Below are 24056 nucleotides of genomic sequence, written 5' to 3' on the forward strand. Positions count from 1 at the left end.
GATGGCGTCGTTGATTGAAGTACGCGATATGCTGGCTCTGCAGGGGCGTATGGCGGCCGCACAGCTCAGCGCCCACCTGCATGCGCCGCAGCCGCTGATTGACGCGATGCTGAGTCGCCTGGAGGCTATGGGCAAGGTCCAGCGGATCGCCCAGGACCCTGAAGAATGCCTGGCCGGCAGCTGCAAAAGCTGCCCGGAAGGAAAGGCCTGCTTACAGGAGTGGTGGTCGCTGCGTTGACGGGTTGTGAAGAGTAAAGCCGCCTTCGGGGAGAAGCGGGTCCAGGGACCCGCTTAGTGGATTATTTGTAGACGTCTGCGTTAGCGTGAACCGTTCTTTCGTTTTTGTTACCCGCAATGACTACGAAATATTTACCACCAAGCTCATCCGCCTTATTCGACAGATCGCGCTTCGCATCCATCGGCGAGGTCGTTTTAGAGGTGGTGATGCTTCCGACTTTGGTCAGCTTCAGCGTAGCGACCTCATCTTTCTGAATTTCTTTCGCTGCGAACGCGCCAAACGACAGACTGCCAATCACCAGAGATGTCAAAATAGCCGTAATAAATTTCATAGACTCTACTCTCCATTAGGTTGTTTTTTTAGGCCGCCGAGATGAAATGAAATAATCATCTGCCGCAACAACCTAAGTATTGCTATGCCCCGGATTTTTACCACGTGCGGTTAAAAATAATTCCTCAACCGGTTTTTCAACGCCAGCAGCGGTTGGCAGAAGTCGTGTGGATGCGAGATAAACGGCGCATGTGCCGCCTTTTCGAAGACGATGGATTCACTCTTTTCCCACATCGTATCGAGAAGAGGGACGATTTTGCGCGGCACCAGGCCGTCCAGGCGACCGTACAGCCGCAGAAAAGGTATCGGCAGCGCGGCCAGCGGCTGGCGCAAATCGGCGGTTTTCAGGATTTCCAGCCCGCCGTTCAGCGCCGCTATCGACGGCATCGGTAGCGACAGGACGGTGCTTTTCAGCGCTCGGGCATCCTGGCGCGCGCTTTCGGTTCCCATCGTTTGCAGGGCCAGAAAACGCTCAACGGTACGCTGAAAGTCGTCGCTGAGCTGCTGCTGAAAACCGCTCAGCACTTCCGGTTTAATGCCCGGCCAATCGCCATGAGCGCTGAAGCTCGGGGACGAAGCGACGGTAACCAGCGCCAGTACGCGCTGCGGATGCTGTAAGGCTATCTGGCTTGCTACCAGGCCTCCCAGGCTCCAGCCCAGCCAGATGGCCTGCTCGGGGGCTTTTGCCAGCACCTGCTGCGCCATCTCCTCCAGCGACAGCGCGCCGAAGCCGCTGCTGCGACCATAGCCCGGCAGGTCAACCACATGCAGCGTGAAGTGCGAAGCCAGCTGCGGCGTAATGCAATCCCACACCCCGGCATTCAGCCCCCATCCGTGCAGCAGCACAAGATGACACTTCCCTTTGCCCAAGGTTTGCCACCAGATGTCGTTCATCAGCTATTGTTCTCTTTTCACCAGATATGAGGGGGAAATATGCTAACAGCACACGGCTTATGCTGGCTATGCCAAATGCCGCTGGCCATAGCCAGCTGGGGATTCTGCTCCCGCTGCGCCGCATCGCTGGCGTCCCGGCTGCCGCGGTGTCCGCGCTGCGGTCTACCCGCCGGCGTCAGCGCCGTTCCCTGCGGGCGCTGTATACAGGACCCTCCGCCGTGGCAGCGGCTGGTGGCCGTCAGCGACTACCTTCCGCCGCTAAGCGGCCTGATCCATCAGCTGAAATTTACCCGGCGCCCCGAGCTGGCCCCGGCGCTGGCTCGCCTGCTGCTGCTGCGTATCCGCCAAAGCGAAGGCTTACCTCGTGCGGATCGGATTGTCGGCGTCCCGCTGTGGCAGCGGCGGCAATGGCGGCGGGGTTTTAACCAGAGCGACCTGCTGTGCCGTCCGCTGGCCCGCTGGACGCGCGCTATCTGGCGCAGCGACGCGCTGCGGCGCAACCGCCCTACTGCAACCCAGCACCAGCTCACCGCGAGGTTGCGCAAGCAGAACCTGAAAAATGCGTTTCAGCTTGAATTATCGGTTCAGGGTCACCATATCGCCATTGTGGATGATGTCGTCACAACCGGAAGCACCGTCGCCGAGATATCCCGCCTGCTTTTGCGAAACGGCGCCGCGACGGTTCAGGTATGGTGTATATGCCGTACCTTGTAGACCCCTGCTGATGGGCGTATTATAACCCAGTAAAATAGTCAACTATTAGGCCAACGCTATGATCCGTATTTCCGATGCTGCACAAGCGCACTTTGCCAAACTGCTGGTAAATCAGGAAGAAGGGACACAAATTCGCGTATTTGTGATTAATCCCGGCACCCCAAACGCTGAGTGCGGCGTATCCTACTGCCCACCGGATGCGGTGGAAGACACCGACACGACGCTGAAGTTTGAGCAGCTGACCGCGTACGTCGACGAACTCAGCGCGCCGTATCTGGAAGATGCTGAAATCGACTTCGTGACCGATCAGCTTGGCTCCCAGCTGACGCTGAAAGCGCCAAACGCCAAGATGCGTAAAGTGTCCGACGACGCGCCGCTGATGGAACGCGTTGAATATATGCTCCAGTCGCAGATCAACCCGCAGCTGGCCGGCCACGGTGGTCGCGTTACGCTGATGGAAATCACCGAAGACAACCTGGCGATTCTGCAATTCGGCGGCGGCTGTAACGGTTGCTCGATGGTCGATGTGACCCTGAAGGAAGGGATCGAGAAGCAGCTGCTGAACGAATTCCCGGACCTGAAAGGCGTGCGCGATCTGACCGAGCATCAGCGCGGCGAGCACTCCTACTACTAAGCAACCCGCCATACCGCACTCCCCAGCCCGGCCGTACTTTTGCTGCCGGGCCGCCCCCTCCTGACGTTACTCCGCCCGCTTTATCGCTAGTTACACATGCAAAAAACCCGCGAAAGAGTATGACTTAAGTCTCATATTTAAAATATTCACCGCCAGGGTGATTCTCAACCTTCATATGTTACCCGTATCATCTCTCTCAGGCTCCGCTGCTATAAAAATAGCCAGCTATCCTTTCTGATAAGAAGTGATAGTCGATTTTATGGCGCCACACAGTTTGTATCCCCGCCAGGAGCAAACGGAACAAGATTGATTTTTTACGTTACCCATAACAAATGAAAGGCCAGGTAAATTATGCCATTAGTCATCGTTGCTATCGGGGTTGCCCTGTTATTACTGCTGATGATCCGCTTCAAAATGAACGGCTTCATCGCTTTGGTTCTGGTGGCGCTCGCCGTCGGGCTTATGCAGGGCATGCCTCTGGATAAAGTCATCGTATCCATCAAAAACGGCGTCGGGGGCACCCTCGGCAGCCTCGCGCTGATCATGGGCTTCGGCGCTATGCTCGGCAAGCTGCTGGCGGACTGCGGCGGCGCGCAGCGAATTGCCACCACGCTCATCGCTAAATTTGGCAAAAAGCACATTCAGTGGGCGGTGGTCCTGACCGGTTTCACCGTCGGTTTCGCGCTGTTCTATGAAGTGGGCTTCGTACTCATGCTGCCGCTGGTGTTCACCATCGCCGCATCAGCCCGCATCCCGCTGCTGTACGTTGGCGTTCCGATGGCGGCCGCGCTCTCCGTTACCCACGGCTTCCTGCCGCCGCACCCGGGCCCGACGGCGATCGCCACGATCTTCCACGCCGATATGGGTAAAACCCTGCTGTACGGTACGCTGCTGGCAATCCCGACCGTGATCCTCGCCGGCCCGGTCTTCGCCCGCTTCCTGAAAAATATCGATAAGCCGATTCCGGAAGGCCTGCACAACCCGAAGACCTTCACTGACGAAGAGATGCCGGGCTTTGGCGTCAGCGTCTGGACCTCTCTGGTGCCGGTCGTGCTGATGGCGATGCGTGCCGTTGCCGAAATGGTGCTGCCGAAAGGCCACGCGTTCCTCTCCTGGGCCGAGTTCTTTGGTGACCCGGTTATGGCAACGCTGATCGCCGTCCTGATTGCTCTGTTTACCTTTGGCCTTAACCGTGGCCGCTCGATGGAACAGATCAACGAAACGCTGACCTCGTCGATTAAAATCATCGCCATGATGCTGCTGATTATCGGCGGCGGCGGCGCCTTTAAGCAGGTTCTGGTTGATAGCGGCATGGATAAGTACATCGCCTCGATGATGCATGGTTCCAGCATGTCTCCGCTGTTTATGGCGTGGTCAATTGCGGCGGTTCTGCGTATTGCGCTGGGTTCAGCGACCGTCGCCGCCATCACCGCTGGCGGTATTGCCGCTCCGCTGATCGCCACCACCGGCGTCAGCCCGGAACTAATGGTTATCGCCGTGGGCTCCGGTAGCGTGATTTTCTCCCACGTCAACGACCCGGGATTCTGGCTGTTTAAGGAATACTTCAACCTGACCATCGGCGAGACCATTAGATCGTGGTCGATGCTGGAAACGATTATCTCGGTCTGCGGCCTGGTAGGCTGTCTGCTGCTGGGAATGGTCGTGTAAGGGTAGGTTAAGCATAAAAAAAGGCCGGGTATGCGTGATGCTACCCGGCCTTTTTATCGTTTGTTTTCGCCGCTTCCCCGGCGACGAATCTCCGCCGCCGGGGAAGCACGATCTCATTACGGTTTCTTCTTTGCCGCCGCCCTGCGACGCTTGTCTAAATCCTTGATCAGCTTATTGACCTGCGCATCGGCAAACATCTGCTCAAGCGAAGTCGAAAGCTTACGCCGCCAGTTCGGATACTCGGTGCTGGTGCCCGGAATGTTAACCGGCGTGGCCATCTCCAGCCAGTCCTCCGGCTGCAGGCCCAGCAGCGCGCTATTGCTGTCGGCGATGTAGCGCTGCATTCCGCGGTTGAGGGTTGAGGTCATCGTCATCAGCGACGCTTTATGTCCGGCGCGCTTAGGCAGGCAGCCGTACCGATGCAGCGCATTCAGCAGCCCCTGCTTCGCCAGCTCCCTGTCCTGATATAACCCACGCAGCACCACTTCATCCGGATAGAGTCCCAGAGATTTGCCGAGCGTCAGGTCGCCGCTTTCCCAGTAGCCGCGCAGCGTTGGCAGGTCATGCGTTGTTGCCACAGCCATTGATTGCTCCGGATACGTCTGCGGCGCACGGAACGTCTTTTCATTGTCATTTTCAAAGTACAGCACTTTGTAGGAGTAGACGCCACTCTTACGCAGCTTGCTGACAATTTCCACCGGCACGGTGCCAAGATCTTCACCGATCACCATGCAGCTATGACGCTTACTCTCCAGCGCCAGAATAGACAGCAGATCGTCTACCGGATACTGGACGTAGGCTCCGTGATCGGCGGTTTCGCCGTACGGGATCCACCACAGGCGAAGAACCGACATAACGTGGTCGATACGCAGCGCGCCGCAGTTTTGCATATTGGCGCGCAGCAGCTCGATAAACGGCTCATAGGCGCGGGCGACGATGATATGCGGGTCCATCGGCGGCAGGCCCCAGTTTTGCCCGAGCGGGCCCAGAATATCCGGCGGAGCCCCTACGGAGGCTTTCAGGCAGTAGAGCTCGCGATCGCACCAGGTTTCAGACCCACCTTCCGCCACGCCAACCGCCAGGTCGCGATAGAGGCCGATTGGCATCGCATCGCGCTGGCTGGTGTGCCAGCAGGTGGCAAACTGCGAACAGGCCAGCCACTGCAGCCAGAGGTAAAAATCCACCTCATCGGCGTGCTCAGAACAGAAAGCCTTCACTTCCGGGCTGGAGATATCCTGATACGCCTTTGGCCATGCCGGCCAGCCCCAGCGCAGCGGATCCTGCTGGACCTGCCGCGCGTGCAGCGCATCGAACGCCGCCTGCCAGTAGAGGCTTTCCCCTTCGCGCTGAACGAACTGACGGAACTCCGTCATCGCCTCATCGCTGCGGGCAGAGAAGCCTTTCCAGGCCATGCGCAGCGCGGTCATTTTCAACGCCGTGACGGCGGTGTAGTCAACATCATCCGTCTGCCGCGCCGCCCGTAAAGCCTGCTGGGTCGCCGGCAGCTGCCACCACGCCTGCGCCTCTTTGCTCAGGCGGAAATCTTCGACCGCGTTAACGTCGATATAGATAACGTTCAGCCAGCGGCGCGAGGAGGGGCTGTACGGGCTGGCGCTTTCCGGGTTGGCCGGATAGAGCGCATGAATCGGGTTGAGGCCAATAAACGCCCCGCCTCGCTGAGCGATTTCCGGCAGCATCGCGCGCAGGTCGCCGAAGTCGCCAATCCCCCAGTTTTTTTCCGAACGCAGCGTATACAGCTGCACGCAGGCGCCCCACAGCTTCTGCCCCTCTTTCAGGGCCTGCGGCTCGTAGCAGCGCACGGGGGCGACAATCGCCCGACAGTGCCAGCGGTCGCCGTCCCGGGTGAGCGTCAGGGTATGATAGCCTTCCGGCAGCTTCGTCGGCAGCGACAGCGTGTCGCCACCTTTTACCTGCCCCTGATACTGCTTCCCTTCTTCGGTGGTAAGGATCCACTGAAACTCACCGTGCCCGGCCACCGGCAGCGACATTTTTTTGCCGTGGGTGAAAACCTGTACATTCGGCAGCGGGTTAACCGCCACCTGCGCGGCGGTTGTCGTACGATGCATCGCATCAAGCAGACGCTGCTTGGTCACCGCGGCAATCGACTGCGGCTTGCCGTGCGCGTTGATGTAGCTCGGGCTGATCCCCGCCGCTAGCGCGGCGTTATCAAGGCGTTTCGTCTCCATAGGCCTGTCCTTAGCGTTTTGCCTGCCAGATACGTTGCTGATAATCGCGAATTGAGCGATCGGAACTGAACATTCCGCAGCGGGCGGTATTCAGAATCGTTGCCCGGGTCCAGGCATCCTGGTCACGGTACAGCTCATCCACCTGCTTCTGCGCGGCAACATAGGCCGCGAAGTCCGCCAGCACCAGGTACGGGTCGCCGCCTTTGAGCAGGCTATGCAGCATCTGGTCAAACGCGTGCTTATCACCGTCGCTGTACTTACCGCTTTCCAGCTCTTTCAGCACCGCGTCCAGCAGCTTATCTTTCTTACGCCATTTCAGCGGATCGTAGCCTTTGGCCTTCAGCGCCTTAACTTCTTCCACGGTATTACCGAAGATAAAGATGTTCTCCTCGCCCACCTGCTCGGCGATTTCAACGTTCGCGCCGTCCAGCGTGCCGACGGTCAGCGCGCCGTTCAGCGCCAGCTTCATGTTGCCGGTACCGGAGGCTTCTTTACCCGCCGTCGAGATCTGTTCAGAGATGTCCGCCGCCGGGATCAGCATTTCCGCGGCCGACACGCAGTAGTCCGGCAGGAAGACCACCTTCAGCTTATCGCCCACCAGCGGATCGCTATTGACGGCCTGCGCCACCTTGTTGATCGCGAAAATGATATTCTTCGCCAGATAGTAGCCCGGCGCCGCCTTCGCGCCGAACAGGAACACGCGCGGTACGCGGTCGGCCTGCGGGTTTTCGCGAATCTCTTTATACTGCGCCAGGATATTCAGCAGGTTGAGGTGCTGACGTTTGTACTCATGCAGGCGCTTAATCTGGATATCAAAAATCGCCTGCGGGTTAATGTCGATCCCGGTACGCGCCTTCACAAACTCGGCGAGGCGAACCTTGTTGGCCTGCTTAATCTCGCGATAGCTCTGGCGGAACGCCGCATCATCGGCGTACTTTTCCAGGTTAATCAGCTGGTCGAGATCGTTCGCCCACTCTTTTTTCAGCGATTTATCGAGCAGCGCGGCCAGGGCCGGGTTGCACTGTTTAATCCAGCGGCGCGGCGTGATGCCGTTGGTCACGTTGTGGAACTTATTCGGCCACAGCTGGTGATATTCCGGGAACAGATCCTTCACCACCAGTTCGGAGTGCAGCGCGGCCACGCCGTTTACCGCAAAACCGCTGACCACGCACATGTTCGCCATGCGAACCTGCTTGTCATGCACCACCGCCAGCTTAGCCCATACCTGCTCGTCGCCCGGCCAGGTTTTCTCCACCAGCGTCTTAAAGCGGGCGTTAATCTCTTTGATAATCTGCATATGGCGCGGCAGCAGCGCTTTGACCAGCTTCTCGTCCCAGCACTCCAGCGCTTCAGGCATCAGCGTGTGGTTGGTATAGGCGAAGGTTTTACTGGTGATTGCCCACGCGTCGTCCCAGCTCAGCTGGTGCTCGTCGATCAGCACCCGCAGCAGTTCAGGGATCGCAATCGTCGGGTGGGTATCGTTCAGCTGAATGACTTCATAATCCGCCAGCTCGGCCAGCTTACGGCCCGCCAGGTGATGGCGACGCAGAATATCGGCAACCGAGCAGGCGCACTGGAAGTACTGCTGCATCAGGCGCAGCTTTTTCCCGGCCTGGTGGTTGTCGTTCGGATAGAGCACTTTGGTCAGCTTTTCCGCGTCAATGCCCTGCTGCTCGGCGCGCAGGAAATCGCCGTCGTTAAATTTGGTCAGGTTGAAGGGATGCGCGTGCTTAGCCTGCCACAGGCGCAGCGGCTGCGCGACGTTGTTGCGATAGCCCAGCACCGGCAGATCCCAGGCTTCACCGGTAATCACGAACGCCGGCTGCCAAAGCCCGTTTTTCGAGACCTTGCCGCCTAACCCTACCTGCACGTCGAGCTGCTCGTTGTGGCGGAACCACGGATAGCTGCTGCGTCCCCAGTCATCCGGCGCTTCCGCCTGCTGGCCGTCGTCGAAAGACTGACGGAACAGACCGTACTGATAGTTCAGACCATAGCCGGTTGCCGACTGGCCGACGGTGGCCATTGAATCAAGGAAGCACGCCGCCAGACGACCCAGACCGCCGTTGCCGAGGCCCGGATCGATCTCCTCTTCCAGCAGGTCAGTCAGGTGAACGTCATGCGCCTTCAGCTCGTCGCTCACCCCTTGATACCAGCCAAGATTAAGCAGGTTGTTGCCGGTCAGACGACCAATCAAGAACTCCATCGAAATGTAGTTAACGTGGCGTTGACCTTCCGCAGGCCTCGCTGCCGGTTGAGCAGCCAGCAGCTCGGCTAACGCGCCGCTCACGGCACGCCACCACTGACGCTGGGTCATCTCAGAAGCGGACTGTAGGCCAAAATGCTGCCACTGACGCGTCAGTGCAGCCTGAAACCGATCTTTGTTAAAAGAAGTCTGTGACATAAGAAATCCGGGTCCTTTACTAAAACGTTAGCGTTAGTGTGCCGACCTGCCGGGATAACGTCCTCATCCCGGCAGGGATTAGCCAGGGAGGAGTAGCAGGGATGAGCGAAAAGTGTGATCGCTGCCACTATAACGGTAGCCTCCCGCTAAAAAGATGCTGCAAAATTCACCGCTTCGAAACAATATACCGTTCAATTACCGTGCTAACAGATTTGTTACAGGCCAATACCGCACGGATGAATAAAAAAGGCCCTGCTAATTATCTGTAAATAACAATTAGGCCTGCAGCAAAATAAACATGTTTGATGATGTAAATACGTCAAAGAGATTACTTATCAGAATTAACTGACATTAACTTAATAAAAACAAACAACTACAAAAAATGGGAATAAAAGTGATTTCCTGGCAGGCGAAAGTGAGGAAAACCCAGACGGCATGCACACTGGTACCGGTTTTAGGATGTTGACGATCTAATTGAGAATTTGTGACATGGTGCAAATTCAAGAGCATAAAATTCGGACATAACTTGCAATAACTTTCATTATCGCCGACCTTATTAGGTATTAATTACGAAGCGCAAAAAAAATCGCACCCCTCTCTTGCACAGCGAAATGTTGAACTATGTTGATTCCGTCTAAATTAAGTCGCCCAGTCCGCCTTGAACACACCGTGGTTCGCGAACGATTGCTGGCGAAACTTTCCGGCGCGAACAATTATCGTCTCGCGCTGGTCACCAGCCCCGCAGGGTACGGCAAGACCACGCTCATTTCCCAGTGGGCGGCAGGAAAAAATGAGCTCGGGTGGTTCTCGCTGGATGAAGGCGATAACCAGCAGGAGCGCTTTGCCAGCTATCTGATCGCCTCTATTCAACAGGCGACCGGGGGCCACTGCGTGGCCAGCGAAACGATGGTGCAAAAGCGCCAGTATGCCAGCCTGCCCTCGCTGTTCGCGCAGCTGTTCATCGAGCTTGCCGAGTGGCAGCGTCCGCTATTCCTCGTCATTGACGATTACCATCTGATCAATAATCCGGTGATCCACGATGCCATGCGCTTCTTCCTGCGCCACCAGCCGGAAAACCTGACGCTGGTGGTCCTGTCGCGTAACCTGCCGCAGCTGGGTATTGCCAACCTGCGCGTGCGCGATCAGCTGCTGGAAATTGGCAGCCAGCAGCTGGCGTTTACCCATCAGGAAGCAAAACAGTTTTTCGACTGCCGCCTCGCCTCGCCTATTGAGGCTGAAGATAGCAGCAGGCTCTGCGACGACGTCGCCGGTTGGGCAACGGCCCTCCAGCTTATCGCCCTCTCTGCGCGCCAGAACAACTCCTCCGCCCAGCACTCCGCCCGCCGCCTCGCCGGGATTAACGCCAGCCACCTTTCCGACTACCTCGTGGATGAGGTGCTGGACAACGTTGACGCGCGCACCCGCAGCGTGCTGCTAAAAAGCTCGCTGCTGCGTTCGATGAACGATGCGCTTATCGTTCGCGTTACCGGTGAAGAAAACGGCCAGATGCAGCTGGAGGAGATTGAACGCCAGGGGCTGTTCATGCAGCGCATGGACGATTCCGGCGAGTGGTTCCGCTACCATCCGCTGTTCGGCAACTTCCTGCGCCAGCGCTGTCAGTGGGAGCTGGCGACCGAGCTGCCCGAAATTCACCGCTGTGCGGCAGAAGGCTGGATGGCGCAGGGCTTCCCCAGCGAAGCGATTCACCACGCGCTGGCGGCCGGCGATGCCAAAATGCTGCGCGATATTTTACTTAATCACGCCTGGGGCATGTTCAACCACAGCGAGCTGGGGCTGCTCGAACAGTCGCTGGCGGCGCTGCCGTGGTCAAACCTGCTGGAAAACCCGCGGCTGATCCTGCTGCAGGCCTGGCTGATGCAAAGCCAGCACCGCTACAGCGAAGTTAACACCCTGCTGGCCCGCGCTGAGCAGGAGATGGACGCGGAGATGGATATCGCCATGCATGGCGACTTTAACGCCCTGCGCGCGCAGGTCGCCATTAATGCCGGCGATCAGGACGAAGCCGAACGTCTGGCGATGGTGGCATTAGAAGAGCTGCCGCTGGCAAGCTACTACAGCCGCATTGTCGCCACCTCGGTGCACGGCGAAGTTCTGCACTGCAAGGGCCAGCTGAGCAAATCGCTGGCGGTGATGCAGCAGACGGAGCAGATGGCTCGCCGCCACGATATCTGGCACTACGCCCTGTGGAGCATGATCCAGCAAAGTGAAATCCTGTTTGCCCAGGGTTTCCTGCAGGCGGCGTGGGAAATTCAGGAGAAAGCCTTCCAGCTCATCCGCGACCAGCACCTCGAACAGCTGCCGATGCACGAATTCCTGCTGCGCATTCGCGCCCAGCTGCTGTGGGCCTGGGCGCGGCTGGACGAAGCCGAGGCCTCTGCGCGCGGCGGGATGGACGTTCTTTCAACCTATCAACCGCAGCAGCAGCTTCAGTGCCTGGCGTTAATGGTGCAGTGCTCGCTGGCGCGCGGGGATTTAGATAATGCCCGCAGCCACCTGAACCGGCTGGAAAACCTGCTCGGCAACGGCCACTATCACAGCGACTGGGTGTCAAATGCCGACAAGGTGCGGGTGATCTACTGGCAGATGATCGGCGATAAAGCCTCGGCGGCCAACTGGCTGCGCCAGACGCCGAAGCCCGAGTTTGCCAATAACCACTTCCTGCAGAGCCAGTGGCGCAACATCGCCAGAGCGCAAATCCTGCTCGGTGATTTCGATTCCGCCGAAATGGTGCTGGAAGAGCTCAATGAAAACGCGCGTTCGCTGCGCCTGATGAGCGATATTAACCGCAACCTGCTGCTGCTCAACCAGCTCTACTGGCAGGCGGGACGTAAGAGCGAGGCGCAAAAAGTCCTGCTGGAAGCGCTCACGCTCGCCAACCGCACCGGATTTATCAATCACTTTGTTATCGAAGGCGAGGCTATGGCCCAGCAGCTGCGCCAGCTTATTCAGCTCAATACGCTGCCGGAGCTGGAGCAGCATCGCGCTCAGCGCATTCTGCGCGATATCAACCAGCACCATCGCCACAAGTTCGCCCACTTCGATGAAGGCTTTGTCGAACGACTGCTCAACCACCCGGAAGTCCCGGAGCTTATCCGCACCAGCCCGCTCACCCAGCGCGAATGGCAGGTGCTCGGCCTGATCTATTCCGGCTATAGCAACGAGCAGATCGCCGGCGAGCTTGACGTCGCGGCAACGACCATTAAAACGCACATTCGCAATCTGTATCAGAAGCTCGGAGTCGCGCACCGCCAGGATGCCGTTCAGCACGCCCAGCGGTTGCTTAAAATGATGGGATACGGCGTCTGACGCCGTTTAGCACAGCTCCAGCTGAAGGTTATTGTCCTTAATAACCTTCAGTACGCCCGCCGGCGGCATCACGTCAGTATAAACCGCATCAACCATGCTGATGCTGCCCATATTCACCATCGCGTTACGGCCGAATTTCGAATGATCCACCACCAGCATCACGTGGCGCGAGTTTTCAATAATCGCGCGCTTGGTGCGGACTTCATGATAATCAAACTCCAGCAGCGAGCCGTCGCTATCGACGCCGCTGATGCCGAGAATGCCAAAATCAAGGCGGAACTGGGAGATAAAATCCAGCGTCGCTTCGCCGATAATCCCGCCGTCCCGGCTGCGCAGTTCGCCGCCCGCCAGAATAATGCGGAAGTCGTCCTTCACCATTAGCGTATTCGCAACGTTGAGGTTGTTGGTGACGATGCGCAGATCGTTGTGCTCCAGCAGCGCGTGCGCCACCGCTTCTGGCGTCGTACCGATATCGATAAACAGCGTCGCCCCGTCGGGGATCTGGCTGGCAACCTTGCGGGCAATACGCTCTTTTTCCTGCGTTTGGGTCGCCTTCCTGTCGTGCCAGGAGGTGTTAACCGAACTGGACGGCAGCGCGGCGCCGCCGTGATGGCGCAGGATCATTTTTTGTTCGGCGAGATCGTTCAGGTCACGACGAATGGTCTGCGGGCTGACGGAAAATTGCTCAACCAGCTCCTCCGTACTGACATATCCCTGTTTTTTTACCAGCTCGATAATAGCGTCATGACGTTGTGTTTGTTTCATGCAATATCCCTGGGAAAATTTGACTCGCTTATCATGGATGACGGGGGAGTCTCTATGTTCGTTTTCGCACATGCTGAGTATCAACAAACGCCATCGCCAGTCCGGTCGCCAGGCCGGCTACGTGCGCGCCGTTCGCAATCGACATGCCAAAAACATCAAACCATCCAGCAATTAACCATACTAAGGAGAAGAGTATCAAGCCGCGCTGTAAATAAACGCCGCTCTGCGGATCCCGCTCTCCCCGCAGCCAGACGTAGCCCATCAGCGCATACACCACGCCGGATAAGCCGCCAAACCAGGGGCCGCTAAACTGATGTTGAACAAATCCGCTCAGCAGCGCGCTGATGACGGCGATCACCACCAGCTTGCCGCTGCCAATCCGTTTTTCAACCGCGCCGCCGAGGTACCACCACCATAGCAGGTTAAACAGAATGTGCATCAGCGAGAAGTGCATCAACGCATGGCTAAAGTAGCGCCAGACCTCAAACTTCAGTGAGGGATCGTACGGCCAGGCCAGCAGCAGCATAACCGGCTGGTCGCCAAGGACATTTTGCAGCACAAAGACCAGCACGCAGAGCACGAGAACCGCCCACGTAAAGGGCCCGGCGTTGTGGCGCAGGGTCGCGAAGAAGGGAAAGCGCTGGTAGTGCAGCCCGCTGTTGGTTTGTCCCGATTGCCAGCTTGCCGCCAGATAGCGCGGGTCGGCGGGGTTTTCGAGAAAGCGAGTCAGTTCGGCCTGAACCCGCGCAGCCTGGCTTTCGTCCGCCAGCCAGACGTCGCTCTGGCTGTGCTGCTGAATCGTCAGGATAACGCCCTGGGTCGCCATATAGTCGACAAACGCCTGGGCCACGCGCGGGTTAGCAAAAGAGGTAATCATTAACATGCAGCGGGTCGCTTATTCCACACAAAGGGGGACAGTATATACGCAAAATCATTCAAGGTGCGTGGCGACGGCAGCCGCGGGCGAGCATCGGTGCCCGGCGCGGCGGCCGTTTGAAGCATCAAGCGTATACGGTAACGGCTCAGAGCGTTCCGTGAGCCACTTCGGCCGGGAAGTGACGATGCCAGGCATCGAAGCCGCCGTCCACGCTGTAGACTTTGTCATAGCCCTGCTGCAGCAGATACTGCGCGGCGCCCTTACTGCTATTTCCGTGGTAGCACATCACCATCACCGCCGTCTCAAAGTCGTTATCACGCATAAACGCGCCCAGCGTATCGTTGGTCAGATGAAACGCACCCGGAGTGTGGCCCATCGCATAGCTTTGCGGGTCACGGATGTCCACCAGTACCGCCATCGCCTGCTGCAGCTTCTGATGCGCCTCTTCTACGTTGATACATTCAAAGTGATCCATGTGCTCTTGTCTCTTTATTGCGGGGTGATATAGCAGGCTGGTTACCGGCCATGATTCTACTGTCTAGTGTACCGTCAGACGGGAAATAAACGCCAATATGTTACATGCATCACTCTGAAATGTTTTTTTGATGTTACCAATGGCGCGTTTGTTTGCTATATTGAGCGATATCGAACATTTATGAGCTTAAACGAAAGTGCCAGAGGTAGCGAACGTGGAAACCAAAGATCTGATTGTGATAGGGGGAGGCATCAACGGTGCCGGTATCGCGGCAGACGCCGCCGGGCGTGGTTTATCCGTACTGATGCTGGAAGCGCGCGATCTCGCCTGCGCCACCTCCAGCGCCAGCTCAAAGCTGATTCACGGCGGGCTGCGCTACCTTGAACACTACGAATTCCGCCTGGTCAGCGAAGCGCTGGCCGAGCGTGAAGTGCTGCTAAAAATGGCGCCGCATCTCGCCTTCCCGATGCGCTTCCGCCTGCCGCACCGCCCGCATCTGCGCCCGGCGTGGATGATCCGCATTGGTCTGTTTATGTACGATCATCTGGGAAAACGCACCAGTTTACCCAGCTCAACCGGCTTGCGATTTGGCGCAGAATCGGTACTAAAACCTGAAATCGTGCGCGGTTTCGAATATTCCGACTGCTGGGTAGACGATGCGCGGCTGGTGCTGGCGAACGCGCAGATGGTGGTGCGCAAGGGCGGTGAAGTTCGTACCCGCACCCGGGCCATCTCCGCCAGACGCGAAAACGGGCTGTGGATTGTCGAAGCGGAAGATATCGATAGCGGCGAGAAGTTTACCTGGCAGGCGCGGGGCCTGGTGAACGCCACCGGCCCGTGGGTCAAACACTTCTTTGACGAAGGCATGCACCTGCGCTCCCCTTACGGTATCCGCCTGATTAAAGGCAGCCACATCGTGGTACCGCGCGTGCATACCCAGAAGCAGGCCTACATTCTGCAAAACGAAGACAAGCGGATCGTGTTTGTGATCCCGTGGATGGACGAGTTCTCGATAATCGGTACCACCGACGTGGAATACAACGGCGATCCGCAGAAAGTGGCGATTGATGACAAAGAGATTAGCTACCTGCTGAACGCCTACAACGCGCACTTTAAAAAGACGCTGTCCCGCGACGATATCGTCTGGACCTACTCCGGCGTCCGCCCGCTGTGCGACGATGAATCGGATTCACCGCAGGCGATCACCCGCGACTACACGCTCGATATCCATGACGAAAACGGCCAGGCGCCGCTGCTGTCGGTCTTTGGCGGCAAGCTCACGACCTACCGCAAGCTGGCAGAGCACGCGCTGGAAAAACTGACGCCGTACTACAAAGGCATCGGCCCGGCATGGACCAAAACCGCCGTTCTGCCCGGGGGCGATATCGACGGCGATCGCGACGACTACGCCGCCAAACTGCGCCGCCGCTTCGCGTTTATCAGCGAATCAATGGCGCGCCACTACGCCCGGACGTACGGCAGCAACAGCGAGTGGGTGCTCGGCGAGGCGGCATCGCTTGCCGACCTGGGAGAAGATTTTGGCCACGAGTTTTATGAAGCCGAGCTGAAATACCTCGTGGAACATGAGTGGGTTCGCAGCCTGGATGACGCAATCTGGCGTCGTACCAAACAGGGCATGTGGCTCAGCGCAGAACAGCAGGCGCGCGTTAGCGAATGGCTGGCGCAGCACGTGGGAAAGTCTGAGCTCTCTCTGGCCTCGTAGGCGTCCCCGACGGGGTTCTCGCCGGCCGGTAACCGCATCGAAAAGCGCGGTCTGAGGGAATAAGAAGGATAAAAAAACGGGGCCATCAGGCCCCGTTTTTTATGGCGTAACGGCGGTTACAGGCGCACCGGATCGATATGCCAGATATGGTCGGCGTATTCCTGAATCGTGCGGTCGGAAGAGAAGTAGCCCATATTGGCGATGTTGAGCATCGCTTTGGTGGCCCACTCCTCCGGGTGACGATACAGCTCATCCACCTTATCCTGGCAATCGACGTAGCTACGATAATCCGCCAGCACCTGATAGTGGTCGCCAAAGTTAATCAGCGAATCCAGCAGGTCGCGATAGCGGCCCGGCTCCGATGGGCTGAACAGACCGGTACCGATTTGCGTCAGCGTCTGGTGCAGCTCCGGGTCCTGCTCGTAGTAGTCACGCGGTTTGTAGCCGCTGCGACGCAGCGCCTCAACCTCTTCCGCGGTATTGCCGAAGATGAAGATATTCTCCTCGCCCACGTGCTCCAGCATTTCGACGTTAGCCCCGTCGAGGGTACCAATCGTCAGCGCGCCGTTGAGCGCAAACTTCATGTTACTGGTCCCGGAGGCTTCCGTTCCCGCCAGCGAGATCTGCTCGGAGAGATCCGCCGCCGGAATAATCAGCTGGGCCAGGCTGACGCTGTAGTTAGGGATAAACACGATCTTCAGCTTATCGCCGATCTGCGGATCGTTGTTGACGACCGCCGCCACATCGTTAATGAGATGAATAATATGCTTGGCCATGTAGTAAGCCGAAGCGGCTTTACCGGCGAAGATATTGACCCGCGGCACCCACTCGGCGTCGGGATCGGCCTTGATGCGGTTATAGCGCGCAATCACGTGCAGCACGTTCATCAGCTGACGCTTGTACTCGTGGATACGCTTGATTTGCACATCGAACAGCGCCTTCGGGTTCACCACCACGTTAAGCTGCTGGCCGATATAGTTCGCCAGCCGCTGCTTGTTCTCCAGCTTCGCCTGGCGCACCGCCTGGTTCACCGTCGGATAATCAATATGCTGCTCCAGCTCCTTCAGCTGGCTCAGATCGGTACGCCAGGTGCGGCCGATATTTTCATCCAGCACCTTCGACAGCGGCGGATTCGCCACCGCCAGCCAGCGGCGCGGGGTCACGCCGTTGGTCACGTTGGTGAAGCGCATCGGGAAAATCCGCGCAAACTCGGCGAACAGCGACTCCACCATCAGCCTGGAGTGCAGCTCGGAAACGCCGTTGACCTTATGGCTAATAACCACCGCCAGCCAGGCCATCCGCACGCGGCGGCCGTTGGACTCGTCGATAATCGACGTCCGGCTCAGCAGCGCGGTATCGTTGGGATACTGCTCCTGCAGCGTCTTGAGGAAGTAGTCGTTAATCTCAAAGATAATCTGCAGATGGCGCGGCAGAATTTTACCCAGCATATCAACGGGCCAGGTCTCCAGCGCTTCGCTCATCAAGGTATGGTTGGTGTAGGAGAAGACCTGACAGGTCACTTCAAACGCCTCATCCCAGCTAAACTTATGCTCGTCAATCAGCAGACGCATCAGTTCCGGAATCGACAGCACCGGGTGGGTGTCATTGAGGTGGATGGCGATTTTGTCGGCCAGGTTGGCGTAGGTTTTATGCAGCTGATAGTGGCGGCTAAGGATATCCTGCACCGTCGCGGAGACGAGGAAATACTCCTGGCGCAGGCGCAGCTCGCGCCCGGAATAGGTGGAGTCATCCGGATAGAGCACGCGCGATACGTTTTCGGAGTGGTTTTTATCTTCTACCGCCGCGAAATAGTCGCCCTGGTTGAATTTACCCAGATTGATCTCGCTGCTGGCCTGAGCGCTCCACAGCCGCAGCGTATTGGTGGCATCGGTATCGTAGCCCGGGATAATCTGATCGTAGGCTTCCGCGAGGATCTCTTCGGTTTCCACCCAGCGGGAGTTTTTCCCCTCCTGCTGAATTCGCCCGCCGAAGCGCACTTTGTAGCGCGTATTATGGCGTTCAAATTCCCACGGGTTGCCGTATTCCAGCCAGTAGTCCGGCGACTCCTTCTGCCGACCGTCGACGATATTCTGCTTAAACATCCCGTAGTCATAGCGGATGCCGTAGCCGCGGCCGGGCAGGCCTAGCGCCGCCAGAGAGTCGAGGAAGCAGGCGGCCAGGCGCCCGAGCCCGCCGTTGCCCAGCCCCGGGTCATTCTCCTCATCAATCAGCTCTTCAAGGTTCAGCCCCATCTCTTCCAGCGCTTTGTTCACATCCTCATAGATGCCCAGCGACAGCAGCGCGTTAGAGAGGGTGCGGCCAATCAAAAACTCCATCGACAGGTAGTAAACCTGACGAACTTCCTGCGAAAGCTGGGCGCGGTTAGAGCGCAGCCAGCGCTCGACCATCCGGTCGCGCACGGCGAACAGCGTGGCGTTAAGCCATTCATGTTTATTCGCGATCGCCGGGTCCTTGCCGATGATGAACATCAGCTTGTAGGCGATAGAGTGCTTTAATGCCTCAACGCTCAGCGTCGGTGATGCGTAGCTAAAGGGTACATTCATCGCAATGACTCCTGGGGTTACATCAAGCGTTGATAAAGTTCGCGATAAGAGCTCGCTGCGACCTGCCAGCTAAAATCCATATTCATCGCCTGACGCTGCACGTAACGCCAGAGCGAAGGGCGCGACCACAGAACGAATGCGCGCCGAATTGCTCGCAGTAGCGACAAGGCATTGCTGTCTTCAAAGACAAATCCGCTGGCCAGGCCATCGGCCAGATTTTCTAACGAGCTGTCGGTGACGGTATCCGCCAGGCCGCCGGTACGCCGTACCAGCGGCAGCGTGCCGTACTTGAGGCCATACAGCTGCGTCAGGCCGCACGGTTCAAAGCGGCTGGGGACCAGGATGACGTCGGCGCCGCCCATAATGCGGTGCGAGAAGGCCTCATGGTAGCCAATCTGGACGCCCACTTTGCCAGGATGTTCGGCCGCCGCGGCCAGGAAGCCCTCCTGCAGCACCGGATCGCCGGCGCCGAGCAGCGCCAGCTGTCCGCCCTGCTCCAGCAGGCCCGGCAGCGCTTCAAGCACCAGGTCCAGCCCCTTCTGGCTGGTCAGGCGGCTGACAACGGCAAACAGCGGCGCCTTGTCGTCCACCTTCAGCCCCATCGCAATTTGCAGCTGACGCTTGTTCTCCGCCTTGTCTTCAAGACAATCGCGGTCGTAGCGCGCGGCCAGCAGCAGATCGTTTTGCGGATTCCAGATGTTTGAATCTACGCCGTTCAGAATGCCCGATAAGCGCCCCTCGTGCTGCCGCTGGCGCAGCAGCCCCTCCATGCCGTAAGCAAACTGCGGTTCGGTTATCTCCCGGGCGTAGGTTGGGCTGACCGCCGTAATATGGTCGGCATAATAGAGGCCCGCTTTCAGGAACGAGAGCTGGCCGTTGAACTCAAGGCCGTGCATGTTATAGAACGACCACGGCAGCTCGATCTCGTTCATATGCCAGGAGTTGAACATCCCCTGATAGGCCAGATTGTGCACCGTGAAAACCGATTTCGCCGGGTGGCCGCGCGCCGCCAGATAGGCCGGCGTCAGGCCCGCATGCCAGTCATGGGCATGCACAACGTCAGGGCGCCAGAAAGGGTCCAGCCCGCAGGCCATTTCGCTGCCCACCCAGCCAAGCAGCGCAAAGCGCAGCACGTTATCGGTGTAGGCATGCTGGTTGGTATCGTGGTAAGGACTCCCCGGGCGATCGTAGAGATGCGGGGCATCAATCAGATAAATACCCACGCCGTTAAAATGGCCAAACAGCAGCGTAATGCGGCCGGCAAAGGTATCTCTGCGCGTCACCACCTGCGCATCGGTTATCCCGCGACGAATATCAGGAAACGCGGGTAGCAGCACGCGCGTGTCGGTACCCTCTGCAATTTGTGCCGCAGGCAGCGCGCCAATAACATCCGCCAGACCGCCGGTTTTTAACAGCGGGAACATCTCTGAACATACGTGTAAGACCTGCATTATCGCTCCTGTGAGTGCCCCAACTTCCGCAGCATTTCCCGGGTGACCAGCACAATACCTTCCTCTGAGCGGTAGAACCGACGCGCATCTTCTTCCGCGTGTTCACCAATCACCATGCCTTCCGGAATCACGCAGGCGCGGTCGATCACGCAGCGGCGCAGGCGGCACGAGCGTCCGACCCAAACTTCTGGCAATAAGACTGCCGAATCAATGTTACAGAATGAGTTCACCCGCACGCGCGGGAACAGCACCGACTGCACCACCACCGAGCCGGAGATAATACAGCCGCCGGAAACCAGCGAGTTCAGCGTCATGCCGTGGCTACCGGAGCGATCCTGAACGAATTTAGCCGGCGGCAGCGACTCCATATGGGTGCGAATCGGCCAGTTCTGATCGTACATATCCAGCTCCGGCGTCACCGATGCCAGGTCGAGGTTTGCTTTCCAGTAGGCCTCGAGCGTCCCCACATCGCGCCAGTAGGGTTCGGCCTGGGGGTCCGACTGTACGCAGGAGAGTGGGAAAGGATGTGCATAAGCCATGCCAGCTTCGGTTATCTTCGGAATGATGTCTTTGCCGAAGTCGTGGCTGGAGTTTTCATCATTATCATCTTCCGCCAGCAGCTCATAAAGATAATCGGCATCAAAGACATAGATACCCATGCTGGCCAGCGATTTGCTTGCATCGCTCGGCATGGCGGGCGGCACGGCGGGTTTTTCGACAAATTCAATGATCTTGTCGCTCTCATCAACCGCCATCACGCCGAAAGCGGATGCCTCTTCGATGGGCACCGGCATACAGGCCACGGTGCAGCGTGCCCCTTTTTCGACGTGATCGATAAGCATGCGCGAGTAGTCTTGCTTATAGATATGATCGCCGGCGAGGATCACCACGTACTCCGCCTTGTAGCGACGAATAATATCGAGGTTCTGGGTTACCGCATCCGCGGTGCCGCGATACCAGTTTTCCCCATGCACGCGCTGCTGCGCCGGAAGCAAATCGACGAACTCGTTCATCTCTTCGCTAAAGAACGACCAGCCGCGCTGAATATGCTGTACCAGCGTGTGCGATTGATACTGGGTGATAACGCCAATGCGGCGAATACCTGAGTTAATGCAGTTAGATAATGCGAAATCGATAATGCGAAACTTACCGCCAAAATGGACGGCCGGTTTTGCGCGCTTAATCGTTAAATCTTTCAGTCGGGTACCGCGACCACCCGCAAGAATCAACGCGACGGTTTTGATGGGCAGCTGACGCGCCAGCATCAACGGATCGTTCTTTTCTAGCCTAACCATGATTAACTCCTTTTTACATCCCAGCCTTCCTGCCCTTCCCGCCGCGTTGCCGCCGCGAAACTTACCGGAAGCCTCAGGGCTTACGACCTTTGAAATACGCACACTCCGTGCGCGGGCCCATGCCAGACATCCATGATGACCGGATTGTTCTCTCCGGCGAACGGAAGAACGGCGTGCCATTCCCCCGCAGGTAATTCCATATTTGTGACTTCTGGGGTGGCGTTCAGCGTAATCAGCCAGCGTTCGGATAGCTGGATTTGCATACGCATCGCGCCATGCTGCCACTCATCAGCGCTCAGCGGCTGAGCGTGTTGGTTTAGCCAGCGAACGCTGCCGTCTCCCTCCTGCCACCAGCGGTTGCCGGTTAACGCGGGGATACGGCGGCGTAGATGAATAAGCGCGGCGGTGAACGCGGTGAGCCCGCGGTTCGCCTTGCCCCAGTCAAGCCAGGTCAGCGCGTTGTCCTGACAGTACGCATTATTGTTGCCATGCTGGCTATGGCCGTGTTCATCACCCGCCAGCAGCATCGGCGTACCCTGCGACAGCAGGAGCGTCACCAGCAGGGCGTGAACGCTATCTCGCCGCCTTTCAATCACGTCGAGCGTAGCCTCTAAGCCCTCTATACCATGATTGCTGCTGTAGTTATTGTTAGTCCCATCGCGATTCTCCTCACCGTTCGCCTCATTATGTTTCTGATTGAAACAAACGCAGTCGCGCAGGGTGAATCCATCATGGGCGGTAATCAGATTTACCGCCGCCGCCGGCTGCCGCCCGCTACGCTGAAAGAGATCGCTGGAAGCGGCAAAGCGCCGGGCGAAGTCTCCCAATGACGCGTTTTGCTGCAGCCAGAAACGGCGAGCGACATCGCGGAAATGGTCGTTCCACTCGGCAAAAAGCGGCGGGAAATTGCCCACCTGATAGCCCCCGGCGCCGATATCCCAGGGCTCGGCAATCAGCTTCACTTCCGCCAGCAGCGGATCGCGGCGGATCGCCTCAAACAGCGGCGCATCCTGACGAAACTCCGGCGTCCGTCCCATGACCGAAGCCAGATCGAAGCGGAAGCCATCAACGTGGCACTCATCCACCCAGAAACGCAGGCACTGGCGGGCATACTCCACCACCCCAGGATGGCTGAGGTTGATGGTGTTCCCGCAGCCGGTCCAGTTGTGGTAATCGCCGTCTTCTCTTATCCAATAATAGCTACGGTTATCGATTCCGCGCAGGGAGAAGGTCGGTCCTTCAAGATCGATTTCAGCGCTGTGGTTCAGCACCACATCGAGGATCACCTCGATACCTGCGGCGTGAAGCGCCTTCACCGCATCGCGAAATTCGTCAAGCGCGCGCTCGGGCTCGCTGGCGTAGCGCGGGTCGAGGGCGAAAATCGCCAGCGGGTTGTAGCCCCAGTAGTTACTCAACCCCATTCGCTGCAGGCGCGGTTCGCTGGCAAACTGCGCCACCGGCATAAGCTCCAGCGCCGTAATACCCAGCGTGTTGAAATAGTCGATCATCACCGGATGACCCAGCGCCCGGTAGGTGCCGCGAATCGCCTCGGGCAGCCCGGGATGCAGCCAGGTCAGCCCTTTGACGTGAGCTTCATAAATGACCGTCTGACCCCACGGCGTGCGCGGCGGTACGTCGCCCAGCCAGTCGTAATGCAGGTCGACGACCCGCGACTTCGGCGCTATTGCCGCGCTGTCGCGGTTATCTGGCTGCCGGTCGCCGCCGTGAAGACGCTCATTGTCAGGCAGCGCGCCCTCCACCCGATGGCAGCAGGGATCGAGCAAGAGCTTCGCCGGGTTAAAGCGGTGCCCCTGCTCGGGCTGCCACGGGCCGTGAACGCGATAGCCGTAACGTAAACCTGGCCCGACGCCGGCCAGCCAGCCGTGCCAGATATCGCCGCTGCGCGCGGGAAGATCAAAACGTCGCTCATTCCCCTGCTCATCGAATATGCAAAGCTCTACCCGCTCGGCATGGGCGGAAAAGAGGGTAAAGTTCACCCCTTTCCCGTCGTAGCTTGCGCCCAGCGGAGCGGGCTTTCCTGGCGAAAGCGTCGTCATTCCGCCTCCCGTACCAGCCAGATGGTTGCCAGCGGCGGCAGGGTAAGCGAGAGCGAGTTCTCGCGGCCGTGGCTGGCGATCGCGTCGCTTTCCACCACTCCCCCGTTGCCGGTATTGCTGCCGTGGTAGTGCATCGAGTCGGTATTCAGCTCTTCGCGCCAGCGCCCCGGCTGGTTAATCCCGAAGCGATACCCGTGACGAGGCACCGGCGTGAAGTTGCTGACGACGATAATCTCATTCCCGGCCTTATCGCGACGGACGAAGACAAACACCGAGCGCTCATGATCGTCCACGACCAGCCATTCAAAACCGTAGCGGTCAAAATCAAGCTCGTGCAGCGCCTTGTGGCGGCGATAGGTATGGTTCAGATCGCGAACCAGACGCTGGACGCCGTGGTGCCAGTTGTCGCCGCCGTCCAGCAGATGCCAGTCGAGGC

Annotated in this window: 18 protein-coding genes; 6 read left to right on the top strand and 12 right to left on the bottom strand. The window is 58.3% G+C overall.

The annotated features are described in order from the left end of the window. Position 1 precedes the first annotated feature (1 nt). Positions 2–238, top strand: a complete 237-nt coding sequence (gene feoC, locus GO007_RS27065; RefSeq protein ID WP_095105301.1) for a [Fe-S]-dependent transcriptional repressor FeoC — start codon at positions 2–4, stop codon at positions 236–238. Positions 239–299: 61 nt separating this feature from the next. Here the strand turns inward: feoC and GO007_RS27070 are convergent, their stop codons facing one another. Next, positions 300–569, bottom strand: a complete 270-nt coding sequence (locus GO007_RS27070; RefSeq protein ID WP_095105303.1) for a YdgH/BhsA/McbA-like domain containing protein — start codon at positions 567–569, stop codon at positions 300–302. A 110-nt stretch (positions 570–679) separates the two neighbouring features. After that, a complete protein-coding gene (gene bioH / locus GO007_RS27075) occupies positions 680–1462 on the bottom strand; it encodes a pimeloyl-ACP methyl ester esterase BioH (protein WP_095105305.1) in 783 nt (260 codons plus the stop codon). Positions 1463–1501: 39 nt separating this feature from the next. On the opposite strand from bioH, the gene gntX reads away from it, so the two are divergent. The 3 genes from gntX (at position 1502) to gntT (ending at position 4478) form a co-directional block, all read left to right on the top strand. Beyond that, on the top strand, positions 1502–2176 hold the full coding sequence (gene gntX / locus GO007_RS27080; protein WP_095105306.1) for a DNA utilization protein GntX: 675 nt from the start codon (positions 1502–1504) through the stop codon (positions 2174–2176). Between the two features lie 58 nt (positions 2177–2234). Further along, positions 2235–2810 (top strand): Fe-S biogenesis protein NfuA, encoded by a 576-nt coding sequence (gene nfuA / locus GO007_RS27085; RefSeq protein ID WP_045854024.1) that lies wholly within the window; start codon positions 2235–2237, stop codon positions 2808–2810. Between the two features lie 351 nt (positions 2811–3161). After that, positions 3162–4478: a gluconate transporter gene (gene gntT, locus GO007_RS27090; RefSeq protein ID WP_095105307.1), complete on the top strand. Its 1317-nt coding sequence runs from the start codon at positions 3162–3164 to the stop codon at positions 4476–4478. Positions 4479–4594: 116 nt separating this feature from the next. On the opposite strand, the gene malQ is transcribed toward gntT, so the two are convergent. Next, complete coding sequence (gene malQ / locus GO007_RS27095) at positions 4595–6685, bottom strand: 4-alpha-glucanotransferase (RefSeq protein WP_095105308.1); 2091 nt, start codon at positions 6683–6685, stop codon at positions 4595–4597. Between the two features lie 10 nt (positions 6686–6695). Continuing rightward, entirely contained in the window at positions 6696–9086 is a 2391-nt protein-coding gene (malP, locus tag GO007_RS27100; protein ID WP_095105310.1) for a maltodextrin phosphorylase, read from the bottom strand. A 621-nt stretch (positions 9087–9707) separates the two neighbouring features. On the opposite strand from malP, the gene malT reads away from it, so the two are divergent. Next, complete coding sequence (gene malT / locus GO007_RS27105; protein ID WP_095105311.1) at positions 9708–12413, top strand: HTH-type transcriptional regulator MalT; 2706 nt, start codon at positions 9708–9710, stop codon at positions 12411–12413. Between the two features lie 6 nt (positions 12414–12419). Here malT and GO007_RS27110 read toward each other — a convergent pair whose 3' ends face one another. The 3 genes from GO007_RS27110 to glpE form a co-directional block, all read right to left on the bottom strand. Beyond that, complete coding sequence (locus tag GO007_RS27110; RefSeq protein ID WP_041143027.1) at positions 12420–13178, bottom strand: DeoR/GlpR family transcriptional regulator; 759 nt, start codon at positions 13176–13178, stop codon at positions 12420–12422. 52 nt (positions 13179–13230) lie between these two features. Next, positions 13231–14061 carry a rhomboid family intramembrane serine protease GlpG gene (glpG, locus tag GO007_RS27115; protein ID WP_095105312.1) on the bottom strand — a complete coding sequence of 277 codons (831 nt, stop codon included), beginning with the start codon at positions 14059–14061 and terminating at the stop codon, positions 13231–13233. Between the two features lie 139 nt (positions 14062–14200). Next, positions 14201–14530 (bottom strand): thiosulfate sulfurtransferase GlpE, encoded by a 330-nt coding sequence (gene glpE / locus GO007_RS27120; RefSeq protein ID WP_041143029.1) that lies wholly within the window; start codon positions 14528–14530, stop codon positions 14201–14203. A gap of 214 nt (positions 14531–14744) precedes the next feature. Here glpE and glpD point away from each other — a divergent pair, with 214 nt between their 5' ends. Beyond that, on the top strand, positions 14745–16253 hold the full coding sequence (gene glpD, locus GO007_RS27125) for a glycerol-3-phosphate dehydrogenase (protein ID WP_095105313.1): 1509 nt from the start codon (positions 14745–14747) through the stop codon (positions 16251–16253). A 116-nt stretch (positions 16254–16369) separates the two neighbouring features. On the opposite strand, the gene glgP is transcribed toward glpD, so the two are convergent. From glgP to GO007_RS27150, 5 genes are all read right to left on the bottom strand, one after another. Beyond that, a complete protein-coding gene (glgP, locus tag GO007_RS27130; protein ID WP_095105315.1) occupies positions 16370–18817 on the bottom strand; it encodes a glycogen phosphorylase in 2448 nt (815 codons plus the stop codon). A 17-nt stretch (positions 18818–18834) separates the two neighbouring features. Then, entirely contained in the window at positions 18835–20268 is a 1434-nt protein-coding gene (gene glgA / locus GO007_RS27135; protein ID WP_095105317.1) for a glycogen synthase GlgA, read from the bottom strand. Continuing rightward, the gene (glgC, locus tag GO007_RS27140; RefSeq protein WP_095105318.1) at positions 20268–21563 is read right to left on the bottom strand and encodes a glucose-1-phosphate adenylyltransferase; all 1296 of its coding nucleotides are present in this window, start codon (positions 21561–21563) and stop codon (positions 20268–20270) included. Before glgC ends, glgA begins: the two co-directional genes overlap by 1 nt. Positions 21564–21643: 80 nt before the next feature. After that, positions 21644–23620: a glycogen debranching protein GlgX gene (glgX, locus tag GO007_RS27145; protein ID WP_095105319.1), complete on the bottom strand. Its 1977-nt coding sequence runs from the start codon at positions 23618–23620 to the stop codon at positions 21644–21646. Beyond that, positions 23617–24056 (bottom strand): alpha amylase C-terminal domain-containing protein (locus GO007_RS27150; protein ID WP_189339930.1); only part of this gene is annotated, 440 nt, incomplete at its 5' end. The genes GO007_RS27150 and glgX, both read right to left, overlap by 4 nt.

Source organism: Klebsiella sp. 10-1, assembly GCF_009758445.1.
Classification (GTDB): Bacteria; Pseudomonadota; Gammaproteobacteria; order Enterobacterales; family Enterobacteriaceae; genus Klebsiella; species Klebsiella scottii.

Excerpts from the sequence above, each read along its gene's own strand:
- feoC (WP_095105301.1), top strand. The coding sequence starts at position 2 with ATGGCGTCGTTGATTGAAGTACGCGATATGCTGGCTCTGCAGGGGCGT.
- GO007_RS27070 (WP_095105303.1), bottom strand. The coding sequence starts at position 569 with ATGAAATTTATTACGGCTATTTTGACATCTCTGGTGATTGGCAGTCTG.
- bioH (WP_095105305.1), bottom strand. The coding sequence starts at position 1,462 with ATGAACGACATCTGGTGGCAAACCTTGGGCAAAGGGAAGTGTCATCTT.
- gntX (WP_095105306.1), top strand. The coding sequence starts at position 1,502 with ATGCTAACAGCACACGGCTTATGCTGGCTATGCCAAATGCCGCTGGCC.
- nfuA (WP_045854024.1), top strand. The coding sequence starts at position 2,235 with ATGATCCGTATTTCCGATGCTGCACAAGCGCACTTTGCCAAACTGCTG.
- gntT (WP_095105307.1), top strand. The coding sequence starts at position 3,162 with ATGCCATTAGTCATCGTTGCTATCGGGGTTGCCCTGTTATTACTGCTG.
- malQ (WP_095105308.1), bottom strand. The coding sequence starts at position 6,685 with ATGGAGACGAAACGCCTTGATAACGCCGCGCTAGCGGCGGGGATCAGC.
- malP (WP_095105310.1), bottom strand. The coding sequence starts at position 9,086 with ATGTCACAGACTTCTTTTAACAAAGATCGGTTTCAGGCTGCACTGACG.
- malT (WP_095105311.1), top strand. The coding sequence starts at position 9,708 with ATGTTGATTCCGTCTAAATTAAGTCGCCCAGTCCGCCTTGAACACACC.
- GO007_RS27110 (WP_041143027.1), bottom strand. The coding sequence starts at position 13,178 with ATGAAACAAACACAACGTCATGACGCTATTATCGAGCTGGTAAAAAAA.
- glpG (WP_095105312.1), bottom strand. The coding sequence starts at position 14,061 with ATGTTAATGATTACCTCTTTTGCTAACCCGCGCGTGGCCCAGGCGTTT.
- glpE (WP_041143029.1), bottom strand. The coding sequence starts at position 14,530 with ATGGATCACTTTGAATGTATCAACGTAGAAGAGGCGCATCAGAAGCTG.
- glgP (WP_095105315.1), bottom strand. The coding sequence starts at position 18,817 with ATGAATGTACCCTTTAGCTACGCATCACCGACGCTGAGCGTTGAGGCA.
- glgA (WP_095105317.1), bottom strand. The coding sequence starts at position 20,268 with ATGCAGGTCTTACACGTATGTTCAGAGATGTTCCCGCTGTTAAAAACC.
- glgC (WP_095105318.1), bottom strand. The coding sequence starts at position 21,563 with ATGGTTAGGCTAGAAAAGAACGATCCGTTGATGCTGGCGCGTCAGCTG.
- glgX (WP_095105319.1), bottom strand. The coding sequence starts at position 23,620 with ATGACGACGCTTTCGCCAGGAAAGCCCGCTCCGCTGGGCGCAAGCTAC.